This window comes from Secundilactobacillus muriivasis, assembly GCF_054785195.1.
In genome coordinates this window covers 1-15,129 of sequence record NZ_BAABMI010000064.1, presented here as the reverse complement: position 1 = coordinate 15,129, position 15,129 = coordinate 1, and the positions used below count along the sequence as shown (strand labels likewise).

Below are 15,129 nucleotides of genomic sequence, written 5' to 3'. Positions count from 1 at the left end.
AACCGACTTTTTCGCGAAGTTTCAAAAAATTACAAAATTGACCAGAGGTTATTCAGAAAGTGTAACGCAATGTTGTAGCGAATATCCTTGAAGTGTAGGTACGTCCAGGCCAGTAACCAACCTAATGATGCGGAAAATAGGGTGGTGACGGAAAAGGCCATCGTATGCAAATACCCGAAAATCAAGCCGCTCACTAACACGCCAAAAAAAGTTGACCAGCGGTTATTTTGACTGAAGAAAAAGTTGAAGAAGAAGCCCCGGAAGAGGAATTCTTCAAAAACGGGTGCCACGAGCACGCCGTAAAGGTTATTCCAGAAGGGAAGCTGTTGGATTGAAGATTCGACGGCCGTTTGGTTGGTGGGCATCGGTAACAAGTGATGCATGATCAATTGCGACCAGATGATTTGAACCAGTAACATGACGACGAATAGTAAACAGAGTTGAATCAGTCGGTTAAAGGTGATTGGTCGTTTACCAAACTGACGGGGATTGTTGCGGTTCAATTGGCGTTGATAGAGCCAGGTGAACAAGACAAGGATGCCCGCGATGGTGATCAGCATCACCCCCAGGTATTTTTCAGCGGTTCCCGGTGACGTTTTGGCGTACTGGGTGGCCAGTTGAAGCTGGGCGGAGTTGATCAGGTAAACGATCAGTAACAGGATAAAGCTGATGATTCGCAGCGCTTGACGCCTGATGTATTTAAGCACGAAGTCACCTCAAATCGGTTAGTAAGTGATGATTTTAATTAAGTTGTGGTCGGGGTCGCGCACCCAAAGGGCAGTGGCTTGGCCCTTAGCACCATCGTAATCTACGGGACCGTCATCGATTTCAACGGCGTAGTTGGTTAAATGAGCTAGGGTGTTGGCCAATGGATCGTGGGTTTCAAACGCTAACTCAGCAGTACCGGCCGCAACCGTTTTGGCCGCAATTGTGTTAGGTTCAGCTGCCGTTTGGAATTCCAGCCGGTGATGACCCAAGCGAACGGCTGGGCGCGTGCTATCCTTGATGATCGGTAAGTCGAACACTTCATGGTAGAAGCGGATCGATTGGTTAATGTTGCTGACGGTGATGGTGATGCTGTCGACGTCTTTAATGTTCATTTTTTATCATCCTTTGAGAGTTGTCTTAACCAAGAATTATACCACAGGCAAAGGAGACTGCGGTGAAAATAACGGTGCAGACCACGTCTGTCAGGATAACAATAGTGTTGCAAACCGGGGCTTACCGTTGCTTTCATGGCTTATTAGTGATAGTGTAAATAAGATGTAAATCGGAGCGTGTGGTTGATTCCAGCGGATAAGTGACGACTGCCCTGTGACCTATTTTGGTCAGAGGGCGCAAATTGCGTTGCTTAACGTGACTAGTCGAACTGCGGTTAAGTAGGCAGTCATCAACCGCGCTCTTGTTAGTGGTATCCGAGTGAAGTCGTCATTAACGTCGGGAATGCCGTTAACAACTACATTGGCGACTGGTTCCAGCTCAGTACGACAATCAACTTACTGAAAAGCAATCAGAGTGGCGTGCCTGTCAGGCGGTCACTAAAAATGGAAGTAACGAAAGGCAACAACTGTCGAGTGGGCGTGCATCATTGCAGGCCCACCAACACTGTAAGGAGGAAACGTAATGGCGTTATTAGAAGTTGAAGACCTGAGTATGGCTTTTGCTGATAAAAAACTGTACGATGATGCAAGTTTTCAGCTCAACAAGGGTGAACACATGGGCATCGTTGGTCAAAACGGGGTTGGGAAGTCGACCCTGATCAAGGTGCTGACTGGTGATCAGTTACCATTATCTGGTCAAATCACCTGGCAAAAGGGGATCCACGTGGGGTATTTGGACCAATACGCCGATATTCCAGACGGGATGACCCTGATTGATTTTCTGCACACGGCGTTTCAAGATCTGTACGATCAAAACGATCGGATGACGCAACTCTACACGGAGTATGCGGAGACTGCGGATGACAAGTTACTGGAACGCGCTGGCCGAATTCAAGAAGTTTTGGAAGCCAACAACTTTTACGATATTGAAACTGAAATTGAACGGATCATCACTGGTCTGGGCTTAGACGATATTGGTCGCGACCACGAAGTTGCGCAAATGTCTGGTGGCCAACGGTCAAAGATCATTTTGGCGAAGCTGTTGCTGCAACACCCAGACGTCATTCTGTTGGACGAACCGACTAACTACTTGGACGTTGGTCACATCGCCTGGTTGATCGATTATCTAAACGATTTTGACGGCGCCGCCATGATCATTTCCCATGATTACGATTTCTTGGACCAAGTCACGAACTGTATCATCAACGTGGCATTTGGAAAAATCATCAAATACCGGGGAAGCTTCAAACAAGCCATGCGGCAACGGGCCGAACGTGAAGAAGTCCAACGTAAGGAATACGAAAAGCAACAGGTCAAGATTGAAAAGACCCAGAAGTTTATTGCGAAGTTTAAGGCCGGGACTCGGTCCAAACAAGCTAAATCTCGGGAGAAGCAACTGTCCCACATGGAACTGGTGGATCCACCTTCGAGTAACATTCAGGCCAACTTCAACTTCCCATACGCGGATACGGGTTCGCAAAACGCGTTGGTGGTGGATCAACTTTCAGTTGGTTACAACCGGCCATTGCTGAAGCCAGTAACGTTCTCCGTGAATACGGGCGAAAAGGTTGGTTTTGAAGGGTTTAACGGGGTTGGTAAGTCAACCTTGATCAAGACGATTTTAGGTTTGATCGAAGCCAAGGGCGGGGCCGCCCACTTCTCACCATCTGCCAAGGTTAGCTACTTTAGCCAAGACCTTGAATGGGATAATCCTCAGCAAACACCACTCCAAATCATCCAAGCCAAGTACGAAAAGTTGCCACAAAAGGCGATTCGGACCAAGTTGGCTAAGTGTGGGTTAGACGCTGCCAACGCCATGAAGCCAATCGGCCAACTTTCTGGTGGCGAACAAACCAAAGTCAAGTTAGCCATGATGGAATTTGAACCAAGCAACTTCTTGATCTTGGACGAACCAACCAACCACTTGGATGAAGAAACTAAGGAAGCCTTGAAGGACGCCATTAATCGCTTCCCTGGCAACGCCATCGTGGTTAGCCATGAGGTGAGCTTCTATAACGGGTTGGCCGACAAAGTGCTGAACGTTGAGAAGTTGAGTCTTAAAAACCAGTAAACATTTATTAAATGTAATGCGCTTGTGGTTAATTTGTTTCATTGAGATGGTACAATGGATAAAATCAAGTGATGTCATTGGCTGTCGCAATGGCCGAAATTAAGCAAGGTTTGGAGATTTTGAAATGAAGCGGGTACTGCAAGTATTAGTGGTTGTTGTGACCTTTTTAGTCGTTGGGTTTGGCGTGCATCACATGTTTACCTCATCATCGAGTGAACAGGCGGCCACCAAAACGCAAAAACAGTCAACGCAAACCGCAGCACAAAAATCAAAGAAAAAGCAACCGGTGATCAACTGGCGCAAACCATCAGAGGATAAGCCGTATCCAAAAATCAGCAAACTCAGTGATCCTTGGATTCGGGTTTCAATCAAGAACCAGCGCGTCTACATCAAGGATGGGACTAAGACGGTCTACACGATGTTTGCTTCCACCGGCGTCAATGATTCAACGCCAAAGGGCACGTTCCACATCCAAGCGGAGCGGGGCGACTTCTTCTACAACCAACAATCTGGCGAAGGTGCCAAATACTGGACGTCCTTTAAGGATCACGGTATCTATTTGTTCCACACGGTGCCGACCGACCAATACGGTAACTACAACAAGGAAGAAGCAGCCCAACTTGGCAAAGAAGCCAAGTCCCACGGCTGCGTCCGCCTATCAGTTCCTGATGCGAAGTGGTTCTACACCCACATTCCAGAAGGGATGAAGGTCGTCGTTGAATAACGATTCTTATGACGAGTACAACGTTCTATGAATAGAGCGTTGTGCTCGTTTTTTTGCTGTCGTTTGTGTCCAGCGTAAGTGTTAGGTGTGATTGAGGTGTCGGCTATTTGTCATCGCTTCGCTCGCCAAAGCCGCATAAAAATCGGCGCTCTCCGGCTACAAAATTCGGCGCCACTTAAACTGTTATTTCCAGGGTTCCTGAAGTTGTAAGAATTTGTCAACCACGCGCTTTCTGGCCACCACGCCGAATGGTGCTGCGCGAGACTGAGAGCTGCATGCAAGGCGACATCGGTAAACCCGCCAGGCCCGGGCGCCTTCACCGATGTCGCCTTGCACACTGCTCTCAACCCGTCTCGCTCCGCACACTTACGCTGGACACAAACGTAAACAAAAAGGGCTGCCAACAAAACGGCAGTCCTTTTGAGTAACAATGTGATTAAAGCGCCTTACCAGCTTCCACGTCGCGGATGAACGTTGCGAGGTGGTCGTAGTAGACAGGGGCGTTATCGATCATGTGGTGGTGACCGCCTTCTGGAGTGGTAACGAGGCGGGCATTTGGAATTTCAGTGGCCATGCGCTTGGCAGTGGCGATTGGCATGGTTTCGTGTTCGCCGAAGGTCAACAGGGTTGGCACCTTGATGTCCTTGAGGTGGCTTTCGAATTGCCATTCCTTCAGCTTACCAGTGATGACGAACTCGTTGTCGCCTTGGAAGGCGTTGTAAACGGGACGTGACATCGTTGGAATTAAGTGAGAGATTGCTTTAGGTTGCTTCCGGTCAACGTAGCCGGCGTTGAGGACGTCAACGTACTTCTGGTATTGGGCATCGTCCCATTCGCCAGCGGCTTCCTTTTCCTTCATGTAAGCCACGGCGTCAGCGGGAAGGGCTTCTTCACGCACTTGGTTGACGTGGGTCACGTATTCGTCGATATTATCGACCATGGATGAAATGATGGCACCCTTCAAGTGTTCGCCGTATTTAGCAGCGTACATTTGAACCAGTGCGCCACCCCATGATTGACCGATGAGGTAGAAGTGGTCGATGCCGAGCTTTTGACGGACTTCTTCGACTTCATCCAAGAAGTAGTCGTAAGTCAGGTATTTAGCTGCAACTTCTGGATCGCTGTAGTCGGGTTGGTCAGAGTACCATGAGCCCAGTTGGTCGTACATGTGAACTTGGACATTGAGGCCTTGCTTCTTTAATTGTTGGGCCGTATCTTCCCAGTATTCGTGGTTACCGCCGGGGCCACCGTGCAGCGCAAGCAAGTGAATGTCGCCTTCGCCCTGAGTGTTGGTCCAGAGATGGTAGCCGTTATCGAGTGTGATGATCGTGGTGCCTTGTTTCATGTGGAATCCCTCATTTCTAAAATTAACTAATCTCTATGATAGCACGTTTCTAAAACAACGCGACTATTTCGTCAAATACGGTAGGGTGAGCGTGCTATTGTCGAGTTGAACGGTGTAGTGACTGTCAAGATTGCCGCGAACGGTCATGGCCATATCCGTGGCGTAAATGATTAGCGCCAATTGATGGCCGGGTGTGAGTCGGTAGTGAGTCGGCTGAAGGGTCAGCGTGGTGGTGTAAAATTCACCAGGCGTAATAGCCTCGACTTGAGTCAACTGCGTGCGGTTTTGCAGGTTCAGGTGACCTCTGGAAATGAGTTGGTAGGGCGTGGTTTGCTTAGCCAGCTGGTATTCTCTGAGGTCTGATTTACGGAAATGGTCGCCGAAATCGTAGGCTTGGCGATCAAGTGTGCCGGGTTGCGCAGTTAGGCGTTTGAAATCACCCAGATCAATTAATTGGCAACTAATGAGGCCAACTGGTTGGTCAACGGCAACCCGCAGTGTGAGTTGTGGACAACCATCAAGCAATAAATCACTAGTTTGAGCTGGTAGCGTGAACCGAAGTCGGTTAGGTGCCATTGGTGATTTGGCCGCAATCAGGTCGGTTTGCCATTGATCAAGGTGGTGGGTATAGTTGGTGAACACGTCGGTCGGCAACTGGTCAGCAAACGTTGCAGTAGTCGTCGATGGGTTTTCCAGATGAAAGTCGGCGAGTTTGATCGTTTGCGTTGGGTTAGCCGGGTTACCCCAATCCGAGAAGGCCGTCCAGGTTTCGGGTGTCGCATTATCTTGAATCACCACGTCGGGCAACAGCGTTTCGGCGTGGTTGTCCAAATCGTAGAGCTCGTGGGAGAGCCACAGGTTGACCATATCGGTGAAGTCGATCGACTGAAAATCGTTGATATAGATGTGTGGACCTTGGTGAAGCACGAGTTTTTTAGCAATGGGTAAATCAGAAATTGAGCGCCAGAGCTTTTCAGCATTGGCGGGTTTGACGTTCCAGTCATTGAGGCCGTGAACGATCATAACGTCTGCTTTGATGTTAGCAGCGTCTTTCCGGTAGTTACGCGCATCCCAGAAATCGTTGTAATCTCCGGTAACGCGGTCTTGATCCTGCGTCATTTTTGCCAGAGCAGTTTGCCATTTAGCTTGAATACGGTGATAATCGCCAGCCTGTTTTTGGCGCGAGAAAGTTTCTTCGGCTAACACGTCCGCATCTTCACCTGGAAAACCACCGGGCGCAATGACGAGACCGCCTTCACGGTAGTAGTCATACCAGCTTGAAATGCCGGCTTCGCAGATAATTGTTTTGAGGCCGGGAACGCCGGTGGTTGCGGCGGCGGTTGCGAGGGTGCCTAGGTATGAGCGACCCGTCATCGCAACGTGGCGGTTAGACCACCAAGCATCGATTTGAATCTGGTCTGTGCGGTTGGTAAATGCCGGCCGGTCGCCATTGAGCCATTCGATGACCGCCGTGGTCGAAATAGTCTCTTGAACGTCTCCGGTTGTCCGCAGGCCGTCTGAATCCTTCGTGCCAATGCCAGAGGCGTAAACCACCGCGAACCCCCGAGCGAGAAAGTAGTCGTTGAGGCTGTAGTCGAAGGTGTTACCAAAGGTTTCTTCGGCAACGTTGGCAGTGCCCTGTGCAACTCGAGGGGCAGGGATGGCTGGCTCAGGCGAAGTCGCGCCCGTTAACGTTGACGCTTGAACTGGCTTTTCGGTCAGCGGCACGTTTACGTCGTGGGTGAGCGCCTCACCAGCTTCATCGTTGGTGCCTTGATTATAGGGTGATGCGGTGTACAGGACGGGGACGGTTTGCGTATTAGATTCAACTGGCCGGGTAATTTCAACCTTCAACAGGTCGCGTTGGCCATCAGCATCGGTATCCTGTGACGATTCAACGTAGACCACTTCCCGAATTAGCCGATTGGTGTCAAATACCGGTTGAGCTTTGCCGTTAAAGAACAGTGGTTTCGCCACACTAGCATCGTGAATCAGTTGTTGAAAATACCCACGGGAAGCGAGTTCGTCGAGGAACGTTTGGCCGCTGGTAGTGCGAGTAGTGAGTAGCTGATACCAAGCATCCAGTAGATCATCGGTGCTAAGTGCAGTTTTAGGCAATACTGGTAAGTGAACCGTTGAGGCTAACTGTTGTGGATCAGTGAGCTGAAATTCACGACCGGCTTCAAAACCTAAGAGTTGCAGGATTAAATTAAGCACCATTTGCGCAGTGATGGCGGTCTGACTCGTAACGAGTTGGTAAGCGTCAGTCTCGGGGTCAGCCATCAAGGTTGTGAGTTTGGTGTCAGCAGCACTAGTTGTGTGCGCTTCGGGAAAGCTTTTTCTGAGAAGTTCGTGTAGGCAATCCTGTGGTGACAGGCTAGCGGTATCTGGGGTAACAAAGTGAAGGCGAATCAACTCAGCAACCTTTGTGGTGAAGTCGGTGGGTTGAATCGCAAATTGGTTGAGTTTCACGGATGGTAACCTCCTAATTAAGTCGAGTTGATGTCTTTTATTATACCGCCGTTTGTTGGTGGCGCGGTGGTGAAATGTTTTTGAGAATGTCCTTGGTAGCGGTGATGTGAGGTGAAGCAAAGCTGATGAATAAGATAGCGTAGTGGCGTGATAGTCAACCGAATCTGCGGATGCGGGCAGTCGTTTGAGGCGACACCCGTGTTCGTCACATGTTAGACTAGTAAGAGACTTTTATAAAAGGAGCGTGCAACGTGACCTATCTTGGCGAAATTGCCTTAATTTTATTTGCAACGACCATCGCTGGGGCGTTAAGTCAGCGAATTGGGATTCCCAGTGTGATTGGCCAGTTACTGGTGGGCATTTTACTTGGGCCAGCGCTGCTGAATTGGCTGCAACCGGGTGAATTGGTGCACGTCGGTTCGGAAATCGGCGTGATTATTTTGATGTTTATGGCGGGGCTAGAGAGTGATTTGAAGCTCTTGAAGCGGTATTTTAAACCCGCTATCAGCGTGGCGACCCTTGGCGTGATTGTGCCGATGGTTTGTTTTTACATCTATGGCATCGTGATGCACCAGAGCTTTGAACGAGCGGTCTTTTGGGGCATCGTGTTTGCGGCAACCTCGGTATCGATCAGTGTCGAAGTGCTGCGAGAGTTTGGTAAGTTGAACTCTAAAGAAGGGGCAACGATTTTGGGGGCGGCCGTGGTGGATGACATTATGGCAGTGCTGATTTTGAGTATCTTTGTCAGCATGTTCTCAAGCGGTCAGTCTGGCGCGCCCAACTTAGCGATTAGTTTAGCGGAACAGGCGGCGTACTTTGTGATGGTTTTCGTGATCATTCGCTGGGTGGCGCCAGTACTGATCAAGTTATTTGAGCGCTTACCAGTGCCACAGGCGGTACCAATCATGTCATTGGTAATCTGTCTGGGCATGGCGTATTTAGCTGATCTGACTGGCTTAAGCGCGGTTATCGGTGCTTTCTTTGCAGGCATCGCAGTTGCGCAAACCAATGCTCATGAAGAGGTAGAAACTAATATTGCCCCAATCGGGTACGCCTTTTTCGTGCCAATTTTCTTCGTCAGTGTCGGCTTAGAAATGCGTTTCGATCATTTCTGGTCGAACCTCGGTTTAATTCTGGGCATGACGATCGTCGCCATCTTATCGAAATTGATTGGTGGGGGCTTGGGTGCCAAATTACTGGGATTCAACTTCCATAGCGCCTACATTGTGGGGGCTGGGATGGTGTCTAGAGGTGAAATGGCGCTGATTATTGCCCAAATTGGGTATCAGGCGAAGTTATTGCATCCTAATTTGTATTCGGAGCTGATCGTGGTGATTGTGTTGAGTACGATTTTGGCGCCGTTGTTGTTGAAGGATGGGATAGAGCGTGGCGAGAAGCGGTTAGAGAGTGGAGCCTAAGGGACTTCTGCCATAAGCCCCGGGCTTGGGGGCTTGTGGCAGAAGTCCCTTAGGTGCAACTCTCTGCTTCTCGACGCGCGTTTCGGCGCGGTGGTTAGGACGAATTAGTGCCGACAGGCTGCACCATAAAGTTGACCTGTAGAAAGCAAAAGCGTCAGTGGCGCCGAAAACTAAGTAGGCGCAATGAGCGTCGCCAGTAGCACTCGATAAAATCAACCAACCAAAAAAGCACCACCGTCATTTCCCGGGTTAAGGAAAATGATGGTGGTGCTTTTTAGCGTAGGTATTTGTAAGATTGAGGTTCGTTACTGTCCTCGAGCCGAAACGTGCGCCACCAGGCAGAGAGTTGCACGTAAGGGACTCCTACCACAAACCCCAAAAACCGGGGTTTCTGGCAGGAGTCCCTTACGCTCCACTCTCTAACCGCCTGGTTCTGCACTCTATTCCACATTATCCGGATTATTCAACCGACTATGCTTCAACCCGTAAGAGAAGTACAAAATCAACCCAAACACAAACCAAATCCCAGATGCAATCCACGTTTCAGCTTGTAGTTGTGTCAACATCAAGAGGCACAACAACCCTGACACGATTGGCAAGACTGGGTAGAATGGCACTTCGAAGCCTTGGTGATTTTGGATGTCCTTGTTCTTTCGCAGAGGGATGATCCCGAATGAGACGAACAGGAAGGCAATCAACGTCCCGATGTTAACCAAGTTGGTTAATTGATCCAGTGGGACGAAACCACCCATGATGGCAATCACAATGGTAACCGTTGTTAAACTGTGTTTTGGGCTCCCGTGTTGATCCAGTTCACCCAAGAACTTTGGTAACAGACCATCACGCCCAATTGAGTAGATTAACCGTGACGAACTGTAGATCATGGTGACCATCATCGTAAACATCCCGGCGAGCGCGCCCAATGCGATGATGCCAGCTGCCCAATTTTGGTGAACAACTTGCAGTGCGAAGGAAACGGGGTCAGCCACGTTTAACTTCGTGTAGCTGATCATCCCAGTTAAGACGATCGAGACTAAGACGTATAAGATGGTTGCGATGATCAACGTGCCGATGATCCCGATGGGCATGTTGCGCTTCGGATTCTTAACTTCAGCCGCTGAACTTGAAACGGCATCGAAGCCAAGGTAGGCGAAGAAGACCGCTGATGCACCGGCGAAGACCCCGTGACCGCCAAATGGCATGAATGGGTGCCAGTTGGTTGGCTTGATGTAGAAGGCCCCAACAACAACGAACAACAGGATGATGCCGATCTTAACGAATACGATGATATTGTTGAGTCGAACGGAGGATTTGACCCCGTGACCTAACATCAGCGCAATCACTAAGACGATCGCAATGGCGATCCAGTTCCCGTATGACCCGTGGGCGGGATCAAACGGCCCGACGATGGCAGATGGCACGTTGACGCCAAAGCCGCTCAGGAAGGATTTAAAATACGCGCCCCAAGCACTGGACACCGCCGCCACGGCTAACACGTACTCCAGAATTAGCGCCCAACCGAGGATCCAGCCGATGATTTCACCGTAAACTAGGTTCCCGTAAGAATAAGCACTCCCGGCAACGGGTAACGCCGAAGCGAACTCCGCGTAACACATCGCCGCGGTCGAACAAACAATTGCAGCAATCACAAACGATAGGATGATGCCGGGACCAGCTTTGGTAGCCGCAACGGTCCCGGGTAGAATGAAGATCCCGGTCCCAATAACGGCGCCGATACCGAGCGAAATTAGATCGACAGCCGACATGGTCTTGACGAATTTCTTATCAGTCTCTAGATAGCGGTCGATTTTTTCACGACGAAACAGACGAGACTTAATTGACATAGATGATGCCTCCAAAGAATAAAAGAATGATTAAAAAATGCTTAGTGTTATCTTAGCTGTGTGAGTGAATTGCGTCAAGTGAGATAGCGAGTGATGAAAAGCGGGTAGATAGCGGTGATTTTGCTGAGCCTTTCTACACTCTAAGGTGCACACCAACTCAAAATAAGCTACAATAGACGTTATCGAATAATTTTGAAAGGACTGACCACCACATGACAACTGAAGTCGCCAGCGGAGCGGTTGTATACCGTGTTAAGAATCACCAACCAGAGTACCTATTATTGAAGAGTGCAACCAGTGACTTCTGGGGGTTTCCTAAGGGGCACGTTGAAGGTAACGAGGATTTAAGTGAAACGGCATTGCGCGAGATTCGCGAGGAAACCCAGTTACACGTCACCTTGGATACAAACTACCACGATGAATTACACTATGAGCTGCCAAACGGTAACCATAAGGAAGTTCACCTCTTTGTGAGTGAAGTACCAGCGGATGTGACCATCGAAAAGCAAGATATTGAGATCAGTGATACCGGTTGGTTTGCGGTTGATGAAGCTGTTGATCGGTTAACCTACGATAATTTAAAGGCCCTCATGAAGCGGGCGGATCAGTACATTGCGGCTAAAGTCGCTGCGCAAACAGATTAAATGGAGGATTTGTCGATGAAGCGAGTCATTGTGATCACCGGCGCTACGGGAACCGGCAAAACGACCGTTAGCCAATATCTCAATAGCCACTATGATATTCCAAGAATCATCACCCACACCACGCGGCCTAAGCGTCCTGGTGAAGTGGATGGGGTCGATTACTACTTTGAGACGGCTGAGAGTTTCCCCAAGAATCACTACTTAGAAGACGTCATGTACGCGAGTTACCAGTACGGATCATCTTATGAAGGGCTGGATCGCGCGTTTGAAAAAGCCGACCTCGTCAGCATCGTGTTAGATACCAAGGGTGCTCAAACCTACGCGGAACAGTTAGGTGAAAAGGCCGTTGTGCTGTTTTTGACGGTTGGTAAGAGTGATATTTTGAAAGATCGCCTGACCTCACGTGGCGATGAAACTGAGATGGTGAACCACCGTATTCGAAGCAAGGAATATAAGCGTGACCTAGAATTGCCAGTGGCGTTAACGGGTCGCGCAACGGTGATCCAAAACGACGATTGGCTGAAAACGCAGCGGGCGCTGGACGCATTTGTCAGTGCGTTACGGACCCAGCAACAATCAGTCGAATCTTAGCGGGTGAGCAGTTTCGTTTTTAAATGCAGCGAAGTATGCTACAATTTATCGTTAAAGAGTAATGATTATTATTTACGTAATCCTCGCGCTAAGGAGGCGGCAACATGCAACAGCAACTGGAACAGGCTCTGACCGTTCTAAAACAGAATCATTTAAAGGTAACCAAACAACGGAAGGCGCTGCTCAGTTACCTGTTGGCCAATCAGGATCACTACCACGATGTTACGTTGGTGGACGATTACATGCGCCAGCAGTTTCCGGGGATGAGTCACAACACGATCTACCGCAATATCAAGGAATTCGAACAAGCCGGCATGGTTGAGCAACAGGTTCAAGGTGACCATGCGCGGGTCAAATACCAGTGTGATTTTAGCCACTTACACCATCACCACTTTATCTGTCAGCGGTGTGGTAAGGTAACCGAACTTAAGGATTGTCCAATCGATATCTTTGCCGCCCAATTACCTGGGTGTCAAATCGTTGGCCATCGAATTGAGCTTTACGGCATTTGCGCTGAGTGTCAATTAGCTGCGGCTGAAAGTAATACCCACTAAGAGGCTTTAACCGGCACCGCCTACCCGGGGGTGACTGGTTAAAGCCCCTTTGCGCGGTCGTCATTAATTCTTAGTTAAACCTTAACCAAAACGTTATTGTATCTTCGGTCAAATCTGCGATACTTAGGGTAACTAACCAAAGCGAGGAACATTTAAGAGGAGGAACAAGCATGGCATATCGGACGCCACCATTTTTAACACCATTCGCCATCGTTTCGATTGCGCTAGCTTTAGGGACGACCAACGTGGTGGTCAACAAAGTTAGCAAAACAAACGAAGGCTCACCAGCCACGACGTCGACTAAGGTGCCAGCGACGACATCATCGTCATTAGATAAGCAGGGATCCAGCGCAAGCGATGGCTCTGATAAGAAGTCGAGCTCGGATGATTCGAGCAAGAAGACGAGTTCGGATTCGAACAAAGATGAAAGTTCGGCTGATTCAGCTAGCGCTAAGTCGGATACGGCAACCAGTAACGCCACCACGACAACCACGAAATCAAAGAAGAAGTCGACAACCGGGACCACCGGCACAACTGGCAATACCGGGACGACTGGCACAACGGATGATAGTACGGGTAACACTGGTAATACTGGCGACACAACGACCACGACCGGTGATGATTCAACCGCCAACACGACGACGGATAACGGTACCGCTAATACGACGACCGGCACCACGGACCAGACGACAAGTTATTAAGGAGGAACGCATACGTGTTTAGTTTACTTGATATGGTGAACCACTATTTAGGGTATGTGAACCTTAACGTGAAGCTTAAAAACCGGATCTACACGATTTTGGGCACGTTGGGTGACATCTACCTGTTTTACGTGGCTATTCGCTGGATTCAAAACGGGTACGCTTTGCGTGGCAGTTTGATCCTGTTAGTGGCCATTTTATTACTGTATTTTGCGATCATGAACGTTTTCTACTACTTTACGGAGAAGCAACCACCGCTTGATATTTCACCCAAAATCGAAAAAGCGTTGGGGAAGACCCTTGGTGGCGCCGATCCAGCGGCTGAAGCAGCTAAGAAAGCTGCTGCTGAAGCGCAGGGCAATCAAAGTTCATTGTTAAATGGGGCGAATATTCCAGCTAACGGGTTCTTTGACGCCAAGAAGATTTTGCCGGGGAAGGTTGCCGTTGATATTAACCAGCGGCAAAACATCACCCAATTGGCCAATCGCCTGCAACAAATGAGCTTGATGACACCGGATTATGGTGGATTAGGTCAACGTGAAATTGAGATACAGTTGAAGCAATCTCATAAGCCGGTGTTCGCAATCGGGTTGGGCGTCAACATTCCCTACTTTGAATTGCAGCACGCGGGCGACGATTTGATTGTTTATGCCGGCATTAACCAAGCGGAAAAAGCATCGGTAGGCAAAATCACCACGGTGGGCTTGCAGCCGATCGCGGACGTGGCGGATAAGGTGAAGTTGTACTTGGCTAACGTCATCTTGGTTGGTGGTCCCTATATGGAAATGGGCCGCAACTTACCAATGGAAAAGCCAGCCCCTTATGCGATCCGGGTACAGTTAGCTTATGAACGACAAGAAGATGCAACAACCGTCCCAACACCAACGACCAGCACACCGTTGACCCGAGAAATGACAAGGGAAAACGCGATGCATGAAGCACCATTGACGAGCGGTTTAACAAGAGAAGAACCGAAGCCGGATGCTGCGGCTGGTGGGTCGCGGATGAAGAGATATCACTAGAGAGCGGAGCAAAACGTTTTGAGAGTGGCGTATAAGGGCGTCCCAGCAATACTGACCGGGCTTTGGTCAGTATTGCTGGGACGCCCTTATACATAACTCTCAGTTTTGCGGAGCTCATTTCGGCGCAGGCTAATCAAGGCGGTTACATTAACAAACTTTAAAATGTTACCGATCATTGCCAACTAAAGCTAAAGTGGCGCCGAAATTAAGTAGTAGCAATGACCGTCGCCAAGCGCACTAAAAAATAGCAAAAAGTATTCCAGGTTTTGACCAGTATTGATGAGGTGCCCTTATATGCAAGTCTCAGTTTTGCGGAGCTCATTTCGGCGCAGGCTAATCAAGGTGGTAACGGCAACAAACTTCAAAATATTACTTATCATTGCCAACTAAAGCTAAAGTGACGCCGAAATTAAGTAGTAGCAATGACCGTCGCCAGAACGCCTTTGCTACATTCAACTACCATCCACTAAAGTAGGTGGATTGAAACAGCGGTAGTTATTGATCAACAATCTTCTTTCGCGTTTAACCGTTTCGGAAGCATTCCTGATCGATAATCAATCTACCTAACCGTTTCTGCTTGCTTAGATACAGCACTGCCGCAGTTATCGTTCAACTTTGGTCTGACACGCTAATTACCTATTTA

At 49.1% G+C, this 15,129-nt stretch carries 13 protein-coding genes; 8 read left to right on the top strand and 5 right to left on the bottom strand.

Annotated elements, in window-relative coordinates; genetic code table 11:
• Positions 1-29: 29 nt before the first annotated feature.
• Complete coding sequence (locus ACYVR3_RS13585) at positions 30-707, bottom strand: CPBP family intramembrane glutamic endopeptidase (protein WP_461244691.1); 678 nt, start codon at positions 705-707, stop codon at positions 30-32.
• An 18-nt stretch (positions 708-725) separates the two neighbouring features.
• Positions 726-1,100 (bottom strand): VOC family protein, encoded by a 375-nt coding sequence (locus tag ACYVR3_RS13580; protein ID WP_461244690.1) that lies wholly within the window; start codon positions 1,098-1,100, stop codon positions 726-728.
• Positions 1,101-1,623: 523 nt separating this feature from the next.
• Here ACYVR3_RS13580 and ACYVR3_RS13575 point away from each other — a divergent pair.
• Positions 1,624-3,171 (top strand): ABC-F family ATP-binding cassette domain-containing protein, encoded by a 1,548-nt coding sequence (locus tag ACYVR3_RS13575; RefSeq protein ID WP_461244689.1) that lies wholly within the window; start codon positions 1,624-1,626, stop codon positions 3,169-3,171.
• A gap of 124 nt (positions 3,172-3,295) precedes the next feature.
• Complete coding sequence (locus tag ACYVR3_RS13570; RefSeq protein ID WP_461244688.1) at positions 3,296-3,895, top strand: L,D-transpeptidase; 600 nt, start codon at positions 3,296-3,298, stop codon at positions 3,893-3,895.
• A 436-nt stretch (positions 3,896-4,331) separates the two neighbouring features.
• Here ACYVR3_RS13570 and ACYVR3_RS13565 read toward each other — a convergent pair whose 3' ends face one another.
• Both ACYVR3_RS13565 and ACYVR3_RS13560 read right to left on the bottom strand, forming a co-directional pair.
• Complete coding sequence (locus tag ACYVR3_RS13565) at positions 4,332-5,240, bottom strand: proline-specific peptidase family protein (protein ID WP_057151698.1); 909 nt, start codon at positions 5,238-5,240, stop codon at positions 4,332-4,334.
• Between the two features lie 63 nt (positions 5,241-5,303).
• Positions 5,304-7,712: a Xaa-Pro dipeptidyl-peptidase gene (locus tag ACYVR3_RS13560; RefSeq protein WP_461244687.1), complete on the bottom strand. Its 2,409-nt coding sequence runs from the start codon at positions 7,710-7,712 to the stop codon at positions 5,304-5,306.
• A 251-nt stretch (positions 7,713-7,963) separates the two neighbouring features.
• Between ACYVR3_RS13560 and ACYVR3_RS13555 the strand changes: the two genes are divergently transcribed.
• On the top strand, positions 7,964-9,130 hold the full coding sequence (locus ACYVR3_RS13555; RefSeq protein ID WP_461244686.1) for a cation:proton antiporter: 1,167 nt from the start codon (positions 7,964-7,966) through the stop codon (positions 9,128-9,130).
• A 440-nt stretch (positions 9,131-9,570) separates the two neighbouring features.
• On the opposite strand, the gene ACYVR3_RS13550 is transcribed toward ACYVR3_RS13555, so the two are convergent.
• Complete coding sequence (locus ACYVR3_RS13550) at positions 9,571-10,974, bottom strand: amino acid permease (protein ID WP_461244685.1); 1,404 nt, start codon at positions 10,972-10,974, stop codon at positions 9,571-9,573.
• A 212-nt stretch (positions 10,975-11,186) separates the two neighbouring features.
• On the opposite strand from ACYVR3_RS13550, the gene ACYVR3_RS13545 reads away from it, so the two are divergent.
• The 5 genes from ACYVR3_RS13545 to ACYVR3_RS13525 all read left to right on the top strand — a co-directional run bounded on the left by ACYVR3_RS13545 (position 11,187) and on the right by ACYVR3_RS13525 (position 14,486).
• Positions 11,187-11,618, top strand: a complete 432-nt coding sequence (locus tag ACYVR3_RS13545) for a bis(5'-nucleosyl)-tetraphosphatase (RefSeq protein ID WP_461244684.1) — start codon at positions 11,187-11,189, stop codon at positions 11,616-11,618.
• Positions 11,619-11,633: 15 nt separating this feature from the next.
• Positions 11,634-12,209, top strand: coding sequence for an AAA family ATPase (locus tag ACYVR3_RS13540; protein ID WP_461244683.1), 576 nt, complete (start codon positions 11,634-11,636; stop codon positions 12,207-12,209).
• A gap of 104 nt (positions 12,210-12,313) precedes the next feature.
• Positions 12,314-12,763, top strand: a complete 450-nt coding sequence (locus tag ACYVR3_RS13535; protein ID WP_461244682.1) for a Fur family transcriptional regulator — start codon at positions 12,314-12,316, stop codon at positions 12,761-12,763.
• Between the two features lie 170 nt (positions 12,764-12,933).
• Complete coding sequence (locus ACYVR3_RS13530; RefSeq protein ID WP_461244681.1) at positions 12,934-13,464, top strand: hypothetical protein; 531 nt, start codon at positions 12,934-12,936, stop codon at positions 13,462-13,464.
• Positions 13,465-13,478: 14 nt separating this feature from the next.
• A complete protein-coding gene (locus tag ACYVR3_RS13525; protein WP_461244680.1) occupies positions 13,479-14,486 on the top strand; it encodes a DUF6681 family protein in 1,008 nt (335 codons plus the stop codon).
• The last annotated feature ends 643 nt before the right edge of the window (positions 14,487-15,129 follow it).